At 71.0% G+C, this 20,108-nt stretch carries 19 protein-coding genes; 11 read left to right on the top strand and 8 right to left on the bottom strand.

Annotation, left to right across the window (positions count from 1 at the left end; translation table 11 throughout):
* Positions 1-107: 107 nt before the first annotated feature.
* The 4 genes from ACIO6U_RS05295 to ACIO6U_RS05280 are packed head-to-tail and all read right to left on the bottom strand — an operon-like array spanning position 108 to position 4,463.
* Positions 108-950 carry a DUF1295 domain-containing protein gene (locus ACIO6U_RS05295; RefSeq protein WP_391160471.1) on the bottom strand — a complete coding sequence of 281 codons (843 nt, stop codon included), beginning with the start codon at positions 948-950 and terminating at the stop codon, positions 108-110.
* Positions 947-2,278: a class I SAM-dependent methyltransferase gene (locus ACIO6U_RS05290; protein WP_401715859.1), complete on the bottom strand. Its 1,332-nt coding sequence runs from the start codon at positions 2,276-2,278 to the stop codon at positions 947-949. Before ACIO6U_RS05290 ends, ACIO6U_RS05295 begins: the two co-directional genes overlap by 4 nt.
* A gap of 53 nt (positions 2,279-2,331) precedes the next feature.
* Positions 2,332-3,084, bottom strand: a complete 753-nt coding sequence (locus ACIO6U_RS05285; RefSeq protein ID WP_401715634.1) for a DUF1365 domain-containing protein — start codon at positions 3,082-3,084, stop codon at positions 2,332-2,334.
* Positions 3,081-4,463, bottom strand: coding sequence for an NAD(P)/FAD-dependent oxidoreductase (locus ACIO6U_RS05280; protein WP_401715632.1), 1,383 nt, complete (start codon positions 4,461-4,463; stop codon positions 3,081-3,083). Before ACIO6U_RS05280 ends, ACIO6U_RS05285 begins: the two co-directional genes overlap by 4 nt.
* Before the next feature lie 350 nt (positions 4,464-4,813).
* Between ACIO6U_RS05280 and ACIO6U_RS05275 the strand changes: the two genes are divergently transcribed.
* A complete protein-coding gene (locus ACIO6U_RS05275; RefSeq protein ID WP_401715857.1) occupies positions 4,814-6,493 on the top strand; it encodes a sulfite oxidase in 1,680 nt (559 codons plus the stop codon).
* 162 nt (positions 6,494-6,655) lie between these two features.
* Positions 6,656-7,321 carry a fasciclin domain-containing protein gene (locus tag ACIO6U_RS05270; protein WP_391046862.1) on the top strand — a complete coding sequence of 222 codons (666 nt, stop codon included), beginning with the start codon at positions 6,656-6,658 and terminating at the stop codon, positions 7,319-7,321.
* Between the two features lie 24 nt (positions 7,322-7,345).
* Here the strand turns inward: ACIO6U_RS05270 and ACIO6U_RS05265 are convergent, their stop codons facing one another.
* From ACIO6U_RS05265 to ACIO6U_RS05250, 4 genes are all read right to left on the bottom strand, one after another.
* Positions 7,346-8,191: a ketose-bisphosphate aldolase gene (locus tag ACIO6U_RS05265; RefSeq protein WP_401715630.1), complete on the bottom strand. Its 846-nt coding sequence runs from the start codon at positions 8,189-8,191 to the stop codon at positions 7,346-7,348.
* A gap of 101 nt (positions 8,192-8,292) precedes the next feature.
* A complete protein-coding gene (locus ACIO6U_RS05260) occupies positions 8,293-9,234 on the bottom strand; it encodes an SIS domain-containing protein (protein WP_401715628.1) in 942 nt (313 codons plus the stop codon).
* 395 nt (positions 9,235-9,629) lie between these two features.
* On the bottom strand, positions 9,630-9,842 hold the full coding sequence (locus ACIO6U_RS05255; RefSeq protein WP_188280336.1) for a MerR family transcriptional regulator: 213 nt from the start codon (positions 9,840-9,842) through the stop codon (positions 9,630-9,632).
* The gene (locus ACIO6U_RS05250) at positions 9,839-10,414 is read right to left on the bottom strand and encodes a hypothetical protein (RefSeq protein WP_355337059.1); all 576 of its coding nucleotides are present in this window, start codon (positions 10,412-10,414) and stop codon (positions 9,839-9,841) included. The genes ACIO6U_RS05255 and ACIO6U_RS05250 overlap by 4 nt, the downstream gene beginning before the upstream one ends.
* Before the next feature lie 1,577 nt (positions 10,415-11,991).
* Here ACIO6U_RS05250 and fabD point away from each other — a divergent pair.
* From fabD to ACIO6U_RS05205, 9 genes are all read left to right on the top strand, one after another.
* Positions 11,992-12,948, top strand: coding sequence for an ACP S-malonyltransferase (fabD, locus tag ACIO6U_RS05245; protein ID WP_355337061.1), 957 nt, complete (start codon positions 11,992-11,994; stop codon positions 12,946-12,948).
* 78 nt (positions 12,949-13,026) lie between these two features.
* Entirely contained in the window at positions 13,027-13,824 is a 798-nt protein-coding gene (locus tag ACIO6U_RS05240) for a response regulator transcription factor (RefSeq protein ID WP_355337063.1), read from the top strand.
* A complete protein-coding gene (locus ACIO6U_RS05235) occupies positions 13,821-14,741 on the top strand; it encodes a hypothetical protein (protein ID WP_401715625.1) in 921 nt (306 codons plus the stop codon). The genes ACIO6U_RS05240 and ACIO6U_RS05235 overlap by 4 nt, the downstream gene beginning before the upstream one ends.
* 62 nt (positions 14,742-14,803) lie before the next feature.
* Positions 14,804-15,133 carry a TcmI family type II polyketide cyclase gene (locus tag ACIO6U_RS05230; protein ID WP_355337067.1) on the top strand — a complete coding sequence of 110 codons (330 nt, stop codon included), beginning with the start codon at positions 14,804-14,806 and terminating at the stop codon, positions 15,131-15,133.
* A 61-nt stretch (positions 15,134-15,194) separates the two neighbouring features.
* Positions 15,195-16,451 carry a beta-ketoacyl synthase gene (locus ACIO6U_RS05225; RefSeq protein WP_188280342.1) on the top strand — a complete coding sequence of 419 codons (1,257 nt, stop codon included), beginning with the start codon at positions 15,195-15,197 and terminating at the stop codon, positions 16,449-16,451.
* Complete coding sequence (locus tag ACIO6U_RS05220) at positions 16,448-17,773, top strand: ketosynthase chain-length factor (protein WP_401715623.1); 1,326 nt, start codon at positions 16,448-16,450, stop codon at positions 17,771-17,773. Before ACIO6U_RS05225 ends, ACIO6U_RS05220 begins: the two co-directional genes overlap by 4 nt.
* A gap of 44 nt (positions 17,774-17,817) precedes the next feature.
* Positions 17,818-18,087, top strand: coding sequence for an acyl carrier protein (locus ACIO6U_RS05215; protein WP_355337071.1), 270 nt, complete (start codon positions 17,818-17,820; stop codon positions 18,085-18,087).
* Between the two features lie 232 nt (positions 18,088-18,319).
* Positions 18,320-19,105, top strand: coding sequence for a 3-oxoacyl-ACP reductase FabG (gene fabG, locus ACIO6U_RS05210; protein WP_188280345.1), 786 nt, complete (start codon positions 18,320-18,322; stop codon positions 19,103-19,105).
* Positions 19,106-19,159: 54 nt separating this feature from the next.
* Positions 19,160-20,107 (top strand): aromatase/cyclase, encoded by a 948-nt coding sequence (locus ACIO6U_RS05205; protein ID WP_355337074.1) that lies wholly within the window; start codon positions 19,160-19,162, stop codon positions 20,105-20,107.
* Position 20,108 lies beyond the last annotated feature (1 nt).

The raw sequence follows: 20,108 nt of genomic DNA, 5'->3' as shown, positions 1-20,108 counted from the left end.
GCGAACCCGCGAACCGACCGAGCCACCGAGCCCACCGAAACCGCCGAACCGAGCGGAGCCGACCCGCTCACCACGACCTGTGCCCCCAGCGGCCCTGCTGCCGCCGATTACGCCCGCCCGTCAACACCGCCCTTTCGCGGCGGCCACGGGAAGAAACCACTCGTCCGGGCGACGTATTCGGCGTAGCCGGGCCGCTGCGCCATGTGCCGTTCCAGCAGGGGCTTCCCGCTGCCCCGCAGCAGCAGGAAGCTGATGGTCAGCGGGCCGAGCACGGCCAGCACGACGGCGCCCGCCGCCGACGACCAGCGGGCGCCGTCGCACGCCAGCACGTACAGCCCCCACCAGACGCAGAAGTCGCCGAAGTAGTTGGGGTGCCGGGTCCAGCCCCACAGGCCGCGGTCCATCACCTGACCGCGGTGCGCGGGATCGGCCTTGAAGCGGGCGAGCTGGTGGTCGCCGACCGCCTCGAAGACCAGCCCGACCAGGCACAGCGCCGCGCCGACCGCCGCCGCCGGGCCGACGGACCCCGGCAGATAGCAGGCGACCTGCACCGGCAGCGACACCACGCACACCAGCAGACCCTGGAGCAGGTAGACGATCCGGAAGGCGTACCCGTTGCGGCGGTCGGCCGGGACCTTGGACAGCATCTTCTCGTAGCGCGGGTCCTCGCCGTGGCCACGGCCGCGCCACGCGATGTGTCCGGCCAGCCGCAGCCCCCACACCACGGTCAGGACGAGGACCAGCAGCCGCCGCCCGTCGTCACCGTGCCCCGAGGACAACCCGTACGACACGACGGCGACCGCCGCGAAGGCGGCGCCCCACGCCACGTCGACCACCCGGTGCATGCCCTTGGCCACCGCGACCGCGAAGGTCACCAGCATCACGGCGAGCGCCGCGCCCGCCGCCGCCGCGAGATTCACGCAGAATGCGCCCCACGGAAAGCCGTTCACCGGCCTGCCGCCGAGTCTTCCGCGTGCACGGCACCAGTCGACCCCGATGCCCCGGTGGCCCCCGCCGCCCCCTCCAGCACGAACTGCCGCACATCCAGGTACCCGGAGCGGAAACCGGCCTCCGAGTAGGCCAGGTAGAACGTCCACAGCCGCCGGAAGACCGCGTCGAAGCCGAGCGCCGCCACCTCGTCCGCGCACCGCGCGAACCGCTCGCGCCACAGCCGCAGCGTCTCCGCGTAGTGCGGTCCGAACGCCTCGGCGCTGACGATCCGCAGCCCGGTGGCCTCGCCGCTCACCTCGGAGATGGCCTCGGCGGAGGGGATCATGCCGCCGGGGAAGACGTACTTGTGGATCCAGGTGAAGGTGGGAAGACTCACCAGCATCCGGTCGTGCGGCATGGTGATCGCCTGGAGCGCGATCCGGCCGCCGGGCGCGAGCCGCCGCTCCAGGGTGCGGAAATACTCCGGCCAGAACTCGTGGCCGACCGCCTCGATCATCTCGACGCTGACCACCGCGTCGTACTCGCCCTCGACCTCGCGGTAGTCGCGCAGCAGCACCTCGACACGGTCCTGGAGCCCGGCGGCGCGGACCCGTTCCAGCGCCAGTTCACGCTGCTCGCGCGAGAGCGTCACGCTCACCACACGGGCGCCGCGCGATGCCGCGCGCACCGCCAGTTCGCCCCAGCCGGTGCCGATCTCCAGCAGCCGGGTGCCGGGACCGACCCCGGCCGCGTCCAGCAGCAGGTCGATCTTGCGGTGCTGGGCGGCGGGCAGCAGGTGCTCGTCGGCAGGGAAGCCGCGGAAGACCGCGGAGGAGTACGTCATCGTCTCGTCGAGGAAGAGCGAGAAGAGGTCGTTGGACAGGTCGTAGTGTCGGTGGATGTTGTCGCGCGCGCCCTCGCGGGTGTTGCGCTGCGCCTCCGGCCGCCGCCTGGCCCACGCGCCGCGCAGCCGTTGCAGGGACGGCGGTACGAGGGTGGCGACGTTGTCGGCGAAGACCGTGAGCACACCGGTCAGGTCGTCCGCGTCCCACTCCCCGGCCATGTACGACTCGCCGAAGCCGATCAGGCCCTCGGCGCCGATCCGGCGGAAGAAGGACCGCGGGTCGTGCACCCGCATCAGCGGGCCGCCGAGCCCCAGCGTGCGGGCGCCCTCGCCCGCGTCGTCGCCGTCCGCGCCCGCCAGCCGCACCCGCAGCGGCAGCCGCTCCAGCGCCCTGCGCACGAGGAAGGCCGCGACGGCCGCGCGCGCGGCCGAACAGCGGGGCGCCGCCGCGACGTCCGGCCAGCGCTCGGCGTCGACCGCCGCGCGCACCCTGGACGTCGACACGGGCGAGACGGCGGCCCCGGCAGTCACCGGGGCGGCCGGAGTGGATGACACGGTCACCGCATTCCCTCCTGAACGTGATGGCTTGGCCGCGGCCGTACGGGCAGGCCGCGCAGATACAGCAGAACACCGTGGAATCTGATCCCCGCGGAGACGAGGAGCGTCGACCACGGATGGCGTACAGCGGCCCGGAGCAGTCCGGCCGTGGTGGCCGGGCGGCGGTCGCCGCTCACGGTCGCGGTGAAGGGGCGTTTTCCGTCCAGTTCCAGATGGACCGTCACGGAAAGGCGGTTTCCCGGCTCCGGCACTCGCATGCGGTAGTCGCCCTCCACCGGGAAGAACGGGGAGACGTACAGCTCCTTGGCGGTCGAGGCACGGCCCTCGGCGTCCGGCGCCAGCAGATAGCAGTGTCGCTCGCCATAGGTGTTGTGGACCTCCGCGACCACATGGCGGGGCGTGCCGTCACGCGCGTGGCACCAGTACAGGGTCAGCGGGTTGAAGACATGGCCGAGGACACGGGCGTGCGTGAGCATCAGCACGCGGCCGTCCGCGGGGGCCGCCCCCTGCGCGGCGAGGAACCGGTCGAGCCCCGCCCTGACCGTGGGCGCCGTACCGCCGAAGTGGTCCCGCGCCCGGAAACCGGCCAGCGGGCGCAGCGGCAGCGGCAGTCGGGGCATGTGGTCCACGTCGACCAGCCACATATAGGTGCGCATACGGAAGGAGTGCCGCACGGGGCGGTTACGGGCATGGGCAATCCGACAGTCGTACAGCGAAGGCGCCACCGCCTCCGCCACCACCGGAGCCGTCATGACCACTCCACCCCCAGCGCGCGCGCCGCCGCCACTCCGGAGGCGCAGCCGTCCTCGTGGAAACCCCAGCCGTGGTAGGCGCCCGCGTAGGCGACCACCGGCCCGTTCAGTTCGGGCAGCCGTCGCCGCGCGGCCACCGACTCCGGCGTGTACTGCGGGTGTTCGTACGCCATCCGGTCCCGTACGGCGGAGGGGTCGACCCGGTCGGCGCCGTTGAGCGTCACCACATACGTGTCGGCGCCGTTTAGCCGCTGGAGCCGGTTCATGTCGTAGCTGACCAGGACGGCGTCGGCGTCCGAGGCGCAGGACGGCATCAGGTAGTTCCACGACGCGCGGGCGCCGGACGCGCGCGGCAGCACGCCGGTGTCGGTGTGCAGCAGCGCGGGATTGACGGTGTACGGGATCGCGCCCAGCACCTCGCGCTCGGCCGCGGTGGGCTCGGCGAGCAGGCTCAGCGCCTGGTGCGGGTGGACGGCGACGACCACCGCGTCGTAGCGCTCGGTGGTGCCGTCCTCGACGGTGACCTCGGCCCCGCCGGGGACGCGGCGCAGCGCGGTCACCCGGCTGGAGGTGTGCACGGCGGACACCTCCTTGCCCACCCGCTCGACGTACGTACGGGAGCCGCCGGTGATCGTGCGCCAGGTGGGGGAGTCGCCGACGCTGAGCAGGCCGTGGTGGTCGAGGAAGCGGAAGAGGTAGCGGGCCGGGAAGTCCAGCGCGGTCGCGGGGGAGCAGGACCAGACGGCCGAGACCAGCGGGGTCATGAAGTGCTGGACGAAGTAGGGGGAGTAGCGGCCGTCGGCGAGGAATTCCCGCAGCGTGCGGTCGGTGGCGGCAGCGTGCGCACCCGTGTCCGTATCCGAGCCCGTATCCGCGGGAAAGCCCGAGCCCGCAGAAGAACCCGAGCCCGCACCCGTATCCGCGGAAGAACCCGGACCCGCTTCGCCGCTCTCCGCGAGCAGCCGGCGCGCCCCGCGGTGGAAGGCCGTGACCTCGGTCAGCATCCGCAGATAGCGGCCCCGCAGCGCGTTGCGCGGCTGCGCGAAGAGCCCGCGCGGCCCGCGGGCCCCGGCGTACTCCAGGCCGCAGCCCTCGCACCGCACCGACATGCTCATCTCGGACTCCTGCGTGGCGACGTCCAGCTCGCGCAGCAGCCGCAGCAGATGCGGATAGGTGCGGGCGTTGTGCACGATGAAGCCGGTGTCGACGCTCAGGGACCGGCCGTCGGGGTCGGCCACGTCGTGGGTGTCCGCGTGCCCGCCGAGCCGGTCGTCCGCCTCGTACAGGGACACGTCACTCGCGCGGTGCAGCACATGGGCGGCGGTAAGGCCCGCCACTCCGCTGCCTATCACCGCGATCCGACGTCGTTCGGCCGTCATGCGATCCCCTCGGTCAGTGCTCGATGTCCGGTGACACCCGTGGTGCCCGGTGGCGCCCCGTGCCCGGTCGGTGTCCGGCGCGGCCGGAACGGCGACCGGCACCGGTGCGCCCTCACTGATCATTCGTGGCCGCCGCCGCCGCGGATTGGTGCGGGAGCGGAACGTTCCGGCGGTGATCTTCACGGTCCCCACCTGCGGCGGAACCCGTCGGTCCGGTGGACGCGGAATCCCGCACCAATCCGCCGGGCGAGTGGCCACGAATGCGGGATGTGACCGACCAGGAGACCATCAGCCCCGGCAGTGCGCTGGAGCCTCATCAGCCACATGGCCCGAGCGCCGCCGGCCGGCTGCTGAGGGTCGTACTCGGCGCGCTGAGCGGCCTGTTGGCCGCTGCCGCGTCGCTCGGTTTCGCCGAACTCGTCGCCGTGGCCGCCCGTCCCGAGGCCAGTCCGGTGACGGCGGTCGGCGGCGCGGTCATCGACCGCACACCGGTGTCCCTGAAGGACTACGCGGTACGGAACTTCGGCACCAACGACAAGCTGGTGCTGCAACTGGGCATCGTCGCGATCCTGGCCCTCTTCGCCTTCGTGCTCGGCGTGTTCGCGCTGCGCTTCCGGCGCACGGGCTGCGCGGGCGTGCTGGCCTTCGGCGTCATCGGGGCGGTCGCCGCCTGGAGCCGTCCCGACCACCACCGGCTGGACGCGCTGCCGTCGATCGTCGGCGCGCTGCTCGGAGCGGCGGCGCTGTGGCTGCTGACGCAGCGGCTCACGCTCCGCGCCGCACCGGCCGCGCGCGTGCCGGAACAGGCCGCCGCGCCGGAGACACCGACCGCTCCGTCCGCCGTGGAGCGCACCGTGGAGGACGACGAGGACACCGCCGAAACCCCTCTGCCGCGGACGGAAACGCCCGCCCCGGAGGCCGGGCCCACCTCCCGCCCCGCGTTCGACCGCCGTGGCTTCGTGCTGGCCGCTGCCGCCACGGCTGCCGCGTCCGCGGGTGCGGGAGCCCTGGGCCGTACCCTCAACAACCGTCGCGGCGCCGTCGCGGTGGCCTCACGGAAGGCCATCGCGCTGCCCGCCCCCGCCTCCCGCGCCGCGGCCGTCCCGCGCGGGGCGGACCTGGGAATCCCCGGCCTGAGCGCGTTCACCACGCCGAACGCGAAGTTCTACCGCGTCGACACCGCGCTGGTCGTGCCGAAGATCGACGCCACCACCTGGCGGCTGCGCATCCACGGCATGGGCGTGGGCAAGGAGTTGACGCTCTCCTACGACGACCTGCTGCGCCGTGACCTGATCGAGCGGGACATCACGCTGACCTGCGTGTCCAACCAGGTCGGCGGACCGTACGTCGGCAACGCCCGCTGGATCGGCGTCCGGCTGGCCGATCTGCTGCGCGAGGCGGGGGTACGGCCCCCGTCGCGCGGTGGCACGGCGGACCAGTTGGTGGCGCACTCGGTGGACGGCATGGCCATCGGCTCGCCGCTGGAGACCGTGCTCGACGGCCGTGACGCGATGCTCGCGCTCGGCATGAACGGCGAGCCGCTGCCCTTCGCGCACGGCTTCCCCGTCCGCATGCTGGTGCCCGGCCTGTATGGCTATGTGTCGGCCTGCAAGTGGCTGCGCGAACTCGAACTGACCACCTTCGACTCCTACGACGCCTACTGGGTCAAACGCAGCTGGTCGCGCGAGGCGCCGATCAAGACCGAGTCGCGGATCGACACCCCGAAGCCGTTCGCCAGTCCCAAGGCGGGCCGGGTGCCGGTGGCCGGGGTGGCGTGGGCGCAGCACCGGGGCATCGACCGGGTGCAGGTACGGGTCGACGGCGGCCGGTGGCAAACCGCCCGGCTCGCGGACGAGGACAGCACCGACACCTGGCGGCAGTGGCTGTGGGAGTGGGACGCCACGCCCGGCAGTCACACGCTGGAGGTCCGCGCGACGGACCGTGACGGCTACACGCAGACCGACCACCGCGTCGGCACCGTCCCGAACGGCGCGACCGGCTGGCACTCGGTGGTGGTCAGCGTCGACTGACCCGTCGGCGCGCCGACCATCCGACGACCTGTTCGCCTTCGAGCGGCCCGCCGCCCCCCGGGCTATCCGCCCCCCTGACCATCCGCCGCCCCAACTCCCCGCCACAGACGACTTTTCCGCACGTACATGTCGCATAAACCGCACATATAGAGGAGAAAAACCATGTTCAACCTCCGCGCCCGCCGCATCGCCGTCGCCGTGACGGCCGCCGCCGTCCTGCCGCTGGCCCTCAGCGCCTGTTCGAGCGACGACAACAAGAAGGACGACTCGGCGGCGGCGAGCCCGTCCACCTCGGCGAGCGATCCGGCGATGGCGCCCACCAGCGACGCGCCGAGTGACGCCTCGACGAAGGACGCGCCCTTCGGCCCCGGCTGCGCCACCGTGCCCAAGAACGGCGCGGGCAGCTTCGACGGCATGTCCAAGGACCCGGTGGCGACCGCCGCCTCGCACAACCCGGCGCTGTCGACGCTGGTCGCCGCCGTCCAGAAGGCCGGTCTCGTCGACACCCTGAACAACGCCCAGAACATCACCGTCTTCGCGCCGACCAACGACGCCTTCGCGAAGATCCCGAAGGCCGACCTCGACAAGGTCCTCGCCGACAAGGCGATGCTCACCAAGATCCTCACCTACCACGTGGTCGGCGAGCCGGTGAAGGCGCCCGAGGGCCTGTCCAAGGGCACCTACACCACGCTGGAGAAGGGCACCCTGACGACCTCGGGCTCCGGCGAGGCGTACAAGGTCAACGACACCGCGAACGTGGTCTGCGGCAACGTCACCACCGCCAACGCCACCGTGCAGATCATCGACACGGTGCTGATGCCCAAGTAGCCGTTGGGGACCAGGCGTTACGGATCACTCCGGACGGCCCGCGACGACGCGCAGCAGGTGTTCCGCCACGGCGGACATCGCGTCGCGGGCCGGCCGCAGATAGCGCCGCGGGTCGACGACGGCCGGGTCCGCCGCCAGGTGCTCCCGTACCGCCCCGGTGAAGGCGATGTTCAGCGCCGTACCGATGTTGACCTTCACCATCCCGGCGGCGACGGCCCGCCGCAGCTCGTCGTCCGGCACACCGGACGAGCCGTGCAGCACCAGCGGTACGGGTACGGCCGTGCGCAGCGCGGCTATCAGTTCGTGGTCGAGGCGCGCGGAGCGGTCGGTCATCGCGTGCGAGCTGCCGACCGCGACGGCGAGCGCGTCCACCCCGGTCGCGGCGGTGAAGGCGGCGGCCTCGGCGGGGTCGGTCCGCACGCCGGGCGCGTGCGCCCCGTCCTTGCCCCCGACCTCGCCCAACTCGGCCTCGACCCAGGCGCCCTGGCCGTGCGCCCACTCCACCATCCGCGCGGTGGCCCGCAGATTCTCCTCGTACGGCAGCTTCGACGCGTCGAACATCACCGAGGACGCGCCGGCCGCCACGCCCGCCCGCAGCAACTCCTCGCTCTCCACATGGTCCAGGTGCAGGGCGACCGGCACCGCCGCGCCCCGCGCGACCGCCGCCGCCCCCGCCAGCACCGGCTCGACCCGGCCGCCGTGGAAGGCCACCGCGTTCTCGCTGATCTGGAGGATCACCGGCAGCTCGGCGGCCTGCGCGGCGGAGGTGATCGCCTCCGCGTGCTCCAGCGTGATCACATTGAACGCGGCGACCCCGTGGCCCGCGGCCCGGGCTGCGGTGACGAGTTCTGCGGTGGAGACGGCAGGCATGGGATTCCTCGGGGTACGTACGGCGGTGCCGGTTTCACGGGTGCGGGCGGGGGTACGGGCGGCGGTCCGCCGAACAGCGGAGCGCCGCGCGGGGGCTGTCGTCAGGCCAGGACGACGGAACGCGTCAGGTTGCGCGGCCGGTCCGGGTCGTACCCCTTGTTCTCCGCGATGGCCACCGCGAGCCGCTGGACCCGCACCAGGTCGGCCAGCGGGTCGAGCACGGGCGCGCCCGTACCGCCGACCGCGCTCGTACCGCCGTCGGCGGGCGCGGCGGAACCGGCCTCGAGAAGGCCGCCCACGCCCGCGACGTTGTCCGCCAGGCCCTCGGGCAGGGCGCCGAAGGCCCACACCACGCGGCCGGGGCCGGTGATGCTGATCGGGCCGTGCCGGTACTCCATCGCCGGGTAGCTCTCGGTCCAGGCGCCCGCGGCCTCGCGCATCTTCAGCGCGGCCTCCTGCGCCAGGCCGTAGGTCCAGCCGGTGCCGAGGAAGGTGAACTGCTCGGCGGCCGTGACGGTGGTGGGCAGTTCCTGGGTGAGCGCCAGCCGCGCGTCGGCGACGGCCGCGGTCAGGTCGTGGCCGAGGTGGGCGCGCAGCAGCGCGAGCGCGGTGGTGGCGAACCGGGTCTGCACCACCGACTGTTCGTCGGCGAAGTCCAGCACCACGACCTCGTCGGCGGCCTCCATCACCGGGGTGTGCGGGTCGGCGGTGATCGCCGTGACCGCGACGCCCGCCGTACGCAGTCGCTCGCTCGCCCGCAGCACCTCGGTGGTGGTGCCGGAACGGGTGATCGTCAGCACACGGTCGTAGCCGCGGCCGAACGGGAACTCCGAGGCCGCGAAGGCGTCGGTCTCGCCGTGGCCGCCCTGTTCGCGCAGCGCCGCGTAGGACTGGGCCATGAACCAGGAGGTGCCGCAGCCGATCACCGCCACCCGCTCGCCGTCGCGCGGCAGCTTTCCGGCCTCGGCGGGAGCGAGATCGGCCGCCCGCTGCCAGCACTCGGGCTGGGAGGCGGTCTCGGTGGTGGTGAGGGACGCGGACATCGGGGCTCCTCGTGCGGTGTGCGAGATACGGCGTGCGAGATGCGACGCGCGGTGCGAATGCGCGATCCTGCTCGAAACGAGCAGCTATCGAGCATAAATGTACACAGAGGAGAGGGCTGGCGGAAGGTCCCGGACTGCGCTAAGGGCGCACGCGGGCGGCGCGCCCCCTGTCCGGCGGCCGAATGAGGCGCGCGTCACACTTCCCGCACCGGATGTCACATCCCGTCGCGCGGTCCGGCTCTCTGGTACGAGGGCGTGAACGGCGGCCGGACCCGGCGAAGGCCGAACGGTGAGAACGAGAAGAACGAGGAGGAAACCCTGCCCGAGAGAAAGCTCCGCACGACAGGCAGGGCTCTTCGTCCTCTGTCAATTGCTTTACGCGAGGCCCGAAGCGCTCACGTGGATTCCTTCAGAGCCGCCGCTTCCGTTTTCGCGGCCACACGTTCGAGTAGCTCGTCGAGATCGTATTGCGCGCGTCCGGGACTGCCGTAGCGGGTGATCTTGCCGCGGCTGGCCCATTTCCTGATCGTCGCCTCGGAGACTCCGGCGGCGAGTGCGGCGAGTTGAGTCGGAACAAGCCGACTTCTATTGCGCGGTGGCGGATTCATGCGGCGTCCTCCGGGCGCTGGGATTGTGCTGCCGCTCCCGCAGTGCCGCGCGCGAACTGCCGCGTCTGCTGAATCTGCCGGGATAGCAGAAGCCATTGGTGGGGCTGCCAACTGTGTCCTGCGGTACAGCTCACTTCTCGGGTGCGCCGGCCGTCGGGCGACGACGGCGCCGTGGTCATCGCCGCGCTGCAACCGGAATGGATGCATTGGCCGAGATCCATGCGCAACGCGGGCTGCGTGTAGGCGGACCGGCGCGCGCGGTGCGTTATCTCGGAGATCTCCTCCGCGAAGTCCGCGGCGGTCGGGTGCGCGAGCAGCCAGTTGAGGTGGACGACGAGGAAGTCGGCCATCTCCTCCGGCTGCCTGCGGACCGGCTTGCGGACGGCGCGCTCCTCGGCGACCATCGCCGCCCACGAGGCCAGGAACCCGACGATGCCGGACCGGGCGGTGATCGCCGCCTCGTCCAGCCGTATTCCGGTCGACTGCCTGCTGCCGCTGACCCGTTGGAGAGTCGGGTTGCGGCGCGGATGGAGCACCGACTCGCAGTCGTCGTAGATCTCCGGCAGCTCCATCAGATTCGCCTTGAGATCGTGGTAGCACGAGGTGCACAGACGCAGCCCCGGGGCCGCTGTGCGGCGCGGTCGCGACCCGTGCGGCACGTTGCCGCATTTTTGGCCCACACATGGAGATGAATTCATTTGGTCACCCGTTGGTCATGATGTCGGAAGGTGGCTGTCGCAGTGCGAACTCGTCGATCGACTGGATGACCGAGGGGAGTGCGCCCTGTTCAGGACATGCCGAAAGTCGTCGTCGGTGCAGGTGAGCGACGTCCCGTCGGAACATGGCCGTGCATCGGCTGCCTCCGACGGAATGGCGCACCGTCAGCGGCGACCGCTGGATCCGGAACCTGTCGACGTACTCCAGGCGCGAGGGAACTACTCAGTGGAACGCCTGGACCATCTCAACGCAGTGCTGAACGCAGTGCAGAACGGTCGGCGAGGGCCGGGCCGACCGGATATACCGCGAGCAGCGGTGCTCGCGGGCTCCACAGACCAGTGGGGCCCATGGGGCACGCCGGATCATGGAGGTGTGCGTCGTGAGTGGATCGCACCGGTACGGGATGATGTGGGGCGCGCGTGTGCCGTGGCGTCGCCTAAGCGGGACGTCATCGTCCGTGCCACGCGGGACGGGGCCCGCCGCGCCGTCGAATCAACGGCCGAATCGACCGTCGAGTCGCCGGAGCGTGCGCGGACCTGGCCGGCCTCCGCGTCCGAGCAGTGGCTCGGGCGGAGACGGATGACGGTGCCCTGGGCCGTGCCCGGGACCGTTCGTAAAGCTGGATCCCCGCCGGTCGCCCGAGGGTGACCTGGAGAAACGCTCCCGTGGCGCCATGAGGTGACCGGCTCATCCACCGTGCCTGAAGCACCCCGGCACGAGACCGAGGTTACCGGCGATCGGAAACGCCGTGGTGGCCGTGATGAGTCCAGTTGGGCCTGTCGCGTTAAATCCGTGTTCATAACGATCCGGAACCCCCGCTCCCGAGTCATGTACGGCTTACAGCATACGGATGTTCGCGTTTGGCAGGCGACGATACAGGCAAACGCAGGAGCCGTCCACACCTGATCTACCTGCGACGATCACGCTCCACGCGGCCCTGACCGGCGGCTCATTGACGAGAATGCCGCCTCGTAAAATGTGACTACACGCTAGCGTGACGCCGTCGTGAACCCGCGAACAATCACCATCTGACAGCGCGTCAGGCTCCATGGTCATTCGGGTCCGGAGTGTTCCGAAATGCTCGATGTTGAGGCGATGCTATGAGGATCATCGGACTTCATCGGTGTCACGCAAATTCGAGGGGCACTGCAACCATCTTTCCCGACCGCATACTCCCGACCCGTCGATGAACTGCGCAAACAGCCCGCTGACCAAGTGAAGTTGACATCGGCGGCAAGAGACTGTCACGATACTTCCGGCGGCCGAGGTATGCCCGGATCCGGGCAGCAGTGAGACCCCGGACGCCGCAATCACACTCAGATCACCGAGCCCCGCGTGCGCTGTGCAGCCGCGGGGCTTCGTCATGGGCGGCCACGCCGTCACCGACCGCCCGCCACCGGCACCGCGAAAGGCCGAAAGGAGCCTGCGGCGCATGGACAGGATCGGTTTTGTCTTCCCCGGCCAGGGTTCGCAGAAGGTGGGAATGGGGCTCGACCTCGCCGGAGAGCATCCGGATCTGGTCGGCCCCTACTACCGCACCGCGGACGAGATTCTCGGCCTTCCACTGTCCCGGCTGTGCTGGGAGGGACCCGCCGAGGTCCTCCGGGACACCTCGATCACCCAGCCCGCGATCTTCCTGACCAGCCTGTGCACCTGGCAGAGCCTGCGTCCGCGCGGTCTCGCCCCCGACATCGTCGCGGGCCACAGCCTCGGCGAATACACCGCGCTGGTCGCCGCGGGCGTCCTCGAATGGACCGACGCCCTCCGACTCGTACGGCTGCGCGGCCAGTTGATGGCCGCGGTCAACGCACGCGTGCCCGGCGCCATGGCGGCCGTACTCGGCCTGCCGCTCGAGGACGTCGAGGCCATCTGCGCACAGGCCGCCACCGGCACCGGCCAGATCGTCGAGATCGCCAACGACAACGAACCGGCGCAGGCGGTCGTCTCGGGCCAGGCCGAAGCCGTCCAATGGGTGATGGCCGCCGCCAAGGACGCCGGCGCGCGCCGGGCGGTCCCCCTCGAAGTCGGCGCGCCTTTCCATTGCAGTCTCATGAGCGAGATCGAGGACGAATTCGCGGCGGCCCTGGACGCGGTGGAATTCCGCGATCCGGTGGTCGAGACGATCTCGTCCGTCACCGCGGCGCCGGTCACCACCGCCGCCGAGGCGCGTACCGCGCTCAAACGCCAGCTCACCGGCCGGGTCCGCTGGACCGAAACCGTGGCCGGAATGTCGGAGGCGGGCGTGGACCGCTTCATCGAGATCGGACCCGGAAAGGTACTCGGCGGCCTGTGCCGCCGGATCGCCCCGGCAGCACGGGTGTTCGCGACATTCGATTCACGGCAGTGTGCCTCGACTCTCGATGCGCTCGCATTCGCGGCCGGAGGTTGACCGGAGACTCGCAAGCAGTCCAAGGAACCGATCAGGCCCAGGTCGCAGTCGGACCTGAGCGTCACAAAGGGCGGACCCATGAGCCGGATAGACCTTCTGAAGCCTCATATACCAGCCCCACGTGCGTCCGCAAACGTCAATCGCACCGAGATACGTACCGCATCGCCGGTACGGGGAGTGCCGGGGCCGTCCGTGAGCTGGCGGGTACTTGTGGTGGAACCTCATGCAGACGACGCCGAATCCCTGGTCAGGGGGTTACGGCGGCACGGACACGAGGTCGCGTCGGTCGGCACGGGCGGCGCGGCACTCCAGACGTACGAGGACGCGGACCTGGTCCTGCTCGACCTCGACCTGCCCGACCTGGACGGACTCGAGGTCTGCCGGAGCATCCGGTCGGTCTGCGACGTGGCGGTCATCGCCGTCACCGCGCGCGGCACCGAACTCGACCGGGTGCTCGGCCTCCAGGCAGGCGCCGACGACTACCTCGTCAAGCCGTACGGCTTCCGCGAGTTGATGGCCCGGATGGACGCGGTCATGCGCCGCGCCCGCCCGGAACCCGCCTCCGCGCGGGTCATCTCCTGCGGACCGCTGCGGATCGACGCCGGATCGCGCGAAGTGCGGCTCGGCGGACGGCATATAGATGTGACCCGTAAGGAATTCGACGTGCTCTACCTGCTGGCCTCGCACCCGGACATCGTCATCACCCGGAAGCGGCTCATGCAGCAGGTGTGGGGTGACTCGTGGTCCCGGCGGACCGTCGACACCCATGTCAGCAGCCTCCGGACGAAGCTGGGCGCCAAGGAGTGGATCGTCACCGTCCGCGGTGTCGGATTCCGGCTCGGTCTGGGGCTCGAACGGTCCGGGTCCTCCGCATGAGCCGCGCGGCCGTGCGGTGCGAAGGACACGAATGCGGTACGCGGCAGGCCGAGCCCCGCGACGGGGGCCGGCACCCCGGCCGTCCGGTCGGCGGGAACCGGCTGTGCGCCGCCTGCCACCGTCGGCTGACCACCGGCATCGGCATGCTCCCCGAGCTGTACCGGGACTGCGAGCGGGTGCTGGGCGGCGCCGCGGCCAAGGGGCTGCGCGAACGCACCAGCGGCGGCCCGCTGCCCGGCATGCCGTTCAACCCGGCGGCGGCCGAGACACGCGCCGCGATCCTCGGGGTGCTCGGCTCCTGGAGCGGCCTGATCGCCCAGCAGCGCGGCCTCGTACCGCCCGAGCGGTCCGTCGGCACCCTGTCGGTGTTCCTGCTGCGGCACGCCGACTGGCTGGCCGGGCACCCGGCCGTCGCCGAGGCCACCCGCGAGGTGGCCCGGCTGGTCAGCAGGGCCCGCCGCGTCGCCCACCCCGAGCAGGTCCGCCGGATCGCGCTCGGCGACTGCGTCGAACCCGGCTGCGAGGGGCGGCTGTCCGCCGTCGTACGCGTCGGGGCGACGGCCGCGCACCCGGCCGTGCAGTGCGACGCCCAGGCCGGGCACACCTGGGCCGGGCACCAACTCACCCATCTGCGCCGCCTGATGCCCGCCGAGGACACGGCCCAGGGCACAGCGGCCGACACCTCCGCCGGCACTTCCGCCGGTCCCGCCGCCGGCACCCCCGCCGTCGCCGAGCGCTGGCTCACCGCCGCCGACATCTCGCGGCTGTGGAGCACCCCGGTCGGCACGGTCTACCGGCTGGCCAGCGAGCAGAGCTGGCGCCGCAGGCACGGCTCGGGCCGCACCTACTACTCGGAGGCCGACGCACACGCGTGCTTCAGCCGCCGCGCCGAGCGATCTGCCGAACGATCCCGCTAGGACGGCCTGTTTCGACGACCAGCGGACGACCCCTCCATCACTCCCATCACCAGGAGCGAACGATGCACAGCACGTTGATAGTCGCGCGCATGCTGCCGCAGTCCGCGGAGGACGTGGCCCGGATCTTCGGGGAATTCGACCAGACCGGGATGCCCGACCTGATGGGCACCCGTCGACGGGAGCTCTTCTCCTACAACGGCCTCTACTTCCACCTCCAGGACTTCGACACGGAGGCCGGTAACACGACCATCGAACAGACCAAGGACCACCCGCTCTTTGTGCAGGTCAGCGCCGACCTGAAGCCGCACATCGAGGCCTACAACCCGGCGACCTGGCGGTCGCCGAAGGACGCGATGGCCACGCGTTTCTATCACTGGGCCAAGTCCGAGTGACGGACCTGATCTCAAGCCTGTCCTCAAGAATTCACGAAATTCCGAAGGGAGCGGCGTCCACATGGGACGGCGAGTGGTGATAACCGGCATTGGGGTCGTGGCGCCGGGGGGTGTCGGCGTGAAGGACTTCTGGAGTCTGCTGAGCGACGGCCGAACCGCGACCAGAGGCATCACGTTTTTCGATCCCGCCCCGTTCCGTTCCCGCGTCGCGGCCGAGGTCGATTTCGACCCGGAGGCACTGGGACTGAGCCCGCAGGAGATCCGCCGCATGGACCGCGCCGCGCAGTTCGCGGTGGTCACGGCCGCGGAGGCGCTCGCGGGCAGCGGACTGGAGATGTCCGACCTGGACCCGTACCGGACCGGGGTGACCGTCGGCAGCGCCGTCGGCGCGACGATGGGCCTGGACCAGGAGTACCGCGTCACCAGTGACGGCGGGCGTCTCGACCTCAACGACCACCGGTACGCGGTACCGCATCTGTACGACTTCTTCGTGCCCAGCTCCTTCGCCAGCGAAGTGGCCTGGTCCACCGGGGCCGAGGGCCCGGCGACGGTGGTCTCCACCGGCTGCACCTCCGGCCTGGACTCGGTGGGCTACGCGACCGAGCTGATCCGCGAGGGCAGCGTCGACGTGATGATCGCGGGCGCCACCGACGCCCCGATCTCCCCGATCACCGTGGCCTGCTTCGACGCCATCAAGGCCACCACCTCGCGCAACGACGATCCCGAGCACGCCTCGCGGCCGTTCGACAACTCCCGCAACGGCTTCGTCCTCGGCGAGGGTTCCGCGATGTTCGTGCTGGAGGAGTACGAGGCGGCCAAGGCGCGCGGCGCGCACATCTACTGCGAGATCGCCGGGTACGCCACCCGCTCCAACGCCTTCCACATGACGGGTCTGCGGCCCGAGGGCCTGGAGATGGCCGAGGCCATCAGGACGGCCCTGGACGAGGCGCGGATGAACCCCGACGAGATCGACTACGTCAACGCGCACGGCTCGGGCACCAAGCAGAACGACCGCCACGAGACCGCCGCCGTCAAGCGCACGCTGGGCGACCACGCGTACCGGACGCCGATGAGCTCCATCAAGTCGATGGTCGGGCACTCGCTCGGCGCCATCGGCTCGATCGAGATCGCCGCGTCCGCGCTGGCCATCGAGAACAACCTGGTCCCGCCGACGGCCAATCTGCACGAGCCGGACCCGCAGTGCGACCTGGACTACGTACCGCTCAAGGCCAGGGAGTGGACCACCGACGCCGTGCTCAGCGTCGGCAGCGGCTTCGGCGGCTTCCAGAGCGCGATGGTGCTGCGGAGGGCGGCATGACCACTTCCGAAGGCACGGCCGCTTCCGCGGACACGACCGCTTCCACGGGCCCGGCCGCTTCCACGGGCCCGGCCGCTTCCGAAAGCACGGCCGCCTCCTCTGGCGCCGCCAGTTCCGTCGTCGTCACCGGTATCGGCGTCACCGCGCCCAACGGCCTGGGCACCGAGGAGTTCTGGGCCGCGACGCTCGCGGGGAAGAACGGCATCGGACCCGTCCAGCGGTTCGACGCCACCGGCTACCCCGCCAAACTCGCCGGTGAGGTACCGGGCTTCGTCGCCACGGACTACCTGCCGAGCCGGCTGATCCCGCAGACCGACCACATGACCAGGCTCGCCCTGGTCGCGGCCGACTGGGCGCTGGCCGACGCGGGCGTGAAGCTCGACGAGTGGAAACAGTTCGACATGGGCGTCATCACCGCCAGCTCCTCCGGCGGTTTCGAATTCGGCCAGAACGAACTCCAGAAGCTGTGGTCCAAGGGCGGCCAGCACGTCAGCGCGTACCAGTCCTTCGCCTGGTTCTACGCGGTCAACACCGGCCAGATCTCCATCCGCAACGGCATGCAGGGCCCCAGCGGGGTCGTCGTCTCCGACCAGGCGGGCGGCCTCGACGCGCTCGCGCAGGCCAGGCGGCAGATCCGCAAGGGCACCCGGCTGATCGTCTCCGGCGGCGTCGACGGCTCGATCTGCCCCTGGGGCTGGATCGCGCAGGTCGCCGCAGGACGGCTCACCGACAGCGACGACCCGGACAAGGCGTACCGGCCCTTCGCCGCGGACGCCGACGGCTATGTGCCCGGCGAGGGCGGCGCGTTGCTGATCCTGGAGGACGCCGGGTCCGCGCGGGAGCGCGGCGCCAAGGTCTACGGGGAGATCGCCGGATACGCCTCGACCTTCGACCCCAGGCCCGGCAGCGGCCGGGAGCCCGGTCTGCGGCGGGCCGTCGAGGCGGCGCTGGCCGACGCGGGCCTGACGGCGGGCGACATCGACGTCGTCTTCGCCGACGCGGCGGCCGTCCCCGAACTGGACCGCGCGGAGGCCGACGCGATCACCGCGGTCTTCGGACCGCGCGGCGTGCCGGTCACCGCGCCCAAGACGATGACCGGACGGCTCTACTCAGGAGCCGCGTCGCTCGACACGGCCGCCGCGCTGCTGTCGATCAGGGACGGGGTCATCCCGCCCACCATCCATGTCGCCCCCGCCCCCGAGTACGACCTCGACCTGGTGGTCGACCGGCCCAGGACCGCGCCGGTGAACGCCGCGCTGGTGCTGGCCAGGGGCTACGGCGGCTTCAACTCGGCGATGGTCGTGCGCGGAGCAGCCCGGTGACGGGCCCGCGCACCGCCCTCGCCACACCTCAGGAAGGGACCGAGATGGCCGGACCGGAACTCACGATCGAAGACCTCAAGCGCATCCTCCGGGAAGCCGCGGGCGAGAGCGAGGGCATCGACCTGGACGGCGACATCCTCGACCAGACCTTCGAGGACCTCGGCTACGACTCGCTGGCGCTGCTGGAGACCGGCAGCCGGATCGAGCGCGAGCACGGGATCGAGCTGGAGGACACCTCCATCACCGTCGTCGAGACGCCGCGGGCGCTGCTCGCCGTCGTCAACGAGCAACTCGCCGCGGAACACGCGGCCTGACGCTCCCCCCACCCGGTGCCGCCGCCGTGCTCCAAAGGCGCGGCGGCGGCACCCCCAGCCCACACCCCCAGCCCACACCCCCAGCCCCCACGTACAGCGCACCCGTCCAGCCCACACGCCCAGACCACACGCCCAGACCACACGTACAGCGCACATGAACGCAGCACTTGAAGAGCGCACGTGAACACAGCACATGTACGCAGCCGAGCGGTACCGAGTCGGAGGAGCAGTCATGTCGGCAGAGGGACAGCGGGTCGCTCTCGTCACCGGGGCCACCAGCGGAATCGGGCTCGCCGTCACCAGGGCGCTGGCCGCACAGGGACACCAGGTGTTCATCTGCGCGCGGACGCCCGAGAGCGTGGAAGTGACCGTCAAGGAACTACGGGACGAGGGCCTGGACGTCGACGGCACCGCCTGCGACGTCAAGTCGGGCGACGACATCAAGGCGTTCGTGCTCGCCGCCGTGGAGCGGTACGGGCCGGTCGACGTCCTGGTCAACAACGCGGGCCGCAGCGGCGGCGGCGTCACCGCCGACATCGACGACGAGCTGTGGTTCGACGTCGTCAACACCAACCTCAACAGCGTCTTCCTGATGACGCGCGAGGTGCTCAACACCGGCGGCATGCGGTACCGCGACCGCGGCCGGATCATCAACATCGCCTCCACCGCGGGCAAGCAGGGCGTGGTGCTCGGCGCCCCGTACTCCGCCTCCAAGCACGGCGTCGTCGGCTTCACCAAGGCCCTGGGCAACGAGCTGGCGCCGACCGGGATCACGGTCAACGCGGTCTGCCCCGGCTACGTCGAGACGCCGATGGCCGCGCGGGTCCGGCAGGGCTACGCGGCGGCCTACTCGACCACCGAGGGCGAGATCCTCCAGAAGTTCCAGTCGAAGATCCCGCTCGGCCGCTACTCCACGCCCGAGGAGGTCGCGGGCCTGGTCGGCTACCTGGCCACCGACACCGCGGCGTCGATCACCGCGCAGGCCATCAACGTGTGCGGCGGCCTCGGCAACTTCTGATCCGCCGCCACCGACCCCGTCCTACGACGTCCGACTCGCGTGAGGGGAACGAGAATGACGCAGACTGGCCACCGCGAGGTGGAGCACGAGATCACGGTGAACGCCCCGGCCGCCGCGGTGTACCGGCTGATCGCCGAGGTGGAGAACTGGCCGCGGATCTTCCCGCCGACCGTTTTCGTCGACCATGTGGAGCGCTCGGAGAACGAGGAGCGCATCCGCATCTGGGCCACCGCCAACGGCGCGGCCAAGAACTGGACGTCGCGCCGCGTCCTGGACCCGCGGGCGCTGCGGATCGAATTCCGCCAGGAGGTCTCGGCGCCGCCGGTCGCGGCGATGGGCGGCACCTGGGTGATCGAGCCCGTGTCCGACACCGAGTCGCGGGTGCGGCTGCTGCACGACTACCGCGCCATCGACGACAAGCCGGACGATCTCGCCTGGATCGACGAGGCCGTGGACCGCAACAGCCGCTCCGAGCTGGCCGCGCTCAAGACCAACGTCGAACTGGTCGTCGGCTCCGCGGACGAACTCCTGCTGTCCTTCGCCGACACCGTCCACATCGACGGATCGGCCAAGGACGTCTACGACTTCATCAACGAGGCGCAGCTCTGGAAGGAGCGGCTGCCGCACGTGGCGCGGGTCTCGCTGGAGGAGGAGACGCCGGGACTGCAGATCCTGGAGATGGACACCCTCACCAAGGACGGCTCCTCGCACACCACCAAGTCGGTGCGCGTGACCTTCCCGCACAGCAGGATCGTCTACAAGCAGATCACCCTGCCCGCGCTGATGACGCTGCACACCGGCTACTGGCTGTTCGAGGAGGAGGGCGACGGCGTCGCCGCCACCTCCCAGCACACCGTGGTGATCAACACCGCGAACATCACCAAGATCCTCGGCCCGGACGCCGGGGTCGCCGAGGCGCGCGCCTTCGTGCAGAACGCGCTGAGCACCAACAGCCGAGCCACCCTGGGCCACGCCAAGGACTACGCCGAGGGCCGGCGCTGAG

Origin of the sequence: Streptomyces sp. NPDC087422 (genome assembly GCF_044744145.1) — a bacterium.
In the GTDB taxonomy this organism is placed as follows: domain Bacteria; phylum Actinomycetota; class Actinomycetes; order Streptomycetales; family Streptomycetaceae; genus Actinacidiphila.
The sequence above is the reverse complement of the archived record's forward strand: the minus strand, read 5'-3'. Positions and strand labels throughout refer to the sequence as shown.

Coding starts and splice junctions, on each gene's coding strand:
- fabG (WP_188280345.1), top strand. CDS start 18,320: ATGTCGGCAGAGGGACAGCGGGTCGCTCTCGTCACCGGGGCCACCAGC.
- ACIO6U_RS05205 (WP_355337074.1), top strand. CDS start 19,160: ATGACGCAGACTGGCCACCGCGAGGTGGAGCACGAGATCACGGTGAAC.
- ACIO6U_RS05270 (WP_391046862.1), top strand. CDS start 6,656: ATGTTCAACCTCCGCGCCCGCCGCATCGCCGTCGCCGTGACGGCCGCC.
- ACIO6U_RS05260 (WP_401715628.1), bottom strand. CDS start 9,234: ATGTCCGCGTCCCTCACCACCACCGAGACCGCCTCCCAGCCCGAGTGC.
- ACIO6U_RS05280 (WP_401715632.1), bottom strand. CDS start 4,463: ATGACGGCCGAACGACGTCGGATCGCGGTGATAGGCAGCGGAGTGGCG.
- ACIO6U_RS05230 (WP_355337067.1), top strand. CDS start 14,804: ATGCACAGCACGTTGATAGTCGCGCGCATGCTGCCGCAGTCCGCGGAG.
- ACIO6U_RS05220 (WP_401715623.1), top strand. CDS start 16,448: ATGACCACTTCCGAAGGCACGGCCGCTTCCGCGGACACGACCGCTTCC.
- ACIO6U_RS05255 (WP_188280336.1), bottom strand. CDS start 9,842: ATGAATCCGCCACCGCGCAATAGAAGTCGGCTTGTTCCGACTCAACTC.
- fabD (WP_355337061.1), top strand. CDS start 11,992: ATGGACAGGATCGGTTTTGTCTTCCCCGGCCAGGGTTCGCAGAAGGTG.
- ACIO6U_RS05250 (WP_355337059.1), bottom strand. CDS start 10,414: ATGGAGCTGCCGGAGATCTACGACGACTGCGAGTCGGTGCTCCATCCG.
- ACIO6U_RS05265 (WP_401715630.1), bottom strand. CDS start 8,191: ATGCCTGCCGTCTCCACCGCAGAACTCGTCACCGCAGCCCGGGCCGCG.
- ACIO6U_RS05215 (WP_355337071.1), top strand. CDS start 17,818: ATGGCCGGACCGGAACTCACGATCGAAGACCTCAAGCGCATCCTCCGG.
- ACIO6U_RS05285 (WP_401715634.1), bottom strand. CDS start 3,084: ATGACGGCTCCGGTGGTGGCGGAGGCGGTGGCGCCTTCGCTGTACGAC.
- ACIO6U_RS05225 (WP_188280342.1), top strand. CDS start 15,195: ATGGGACGGCGAGTGGTGATAACCGGCATTGGGGTCGTGGCGCCGGGG.
- ACIO6U_RS05240 (WP_355337063.1), top strand. CDS start 13,027: ATGAGCCGGATAGACCTTCTGAAGCCTCATATACCAGCCCCACGTGCG.
- ACIO6U_RS05235 (WP_401715625.1), top strand. CDS start 13,821: ATGAGCCGCGCGGCCGTGCGGTGCGAAGGACACGAATGCGGTACGCGG.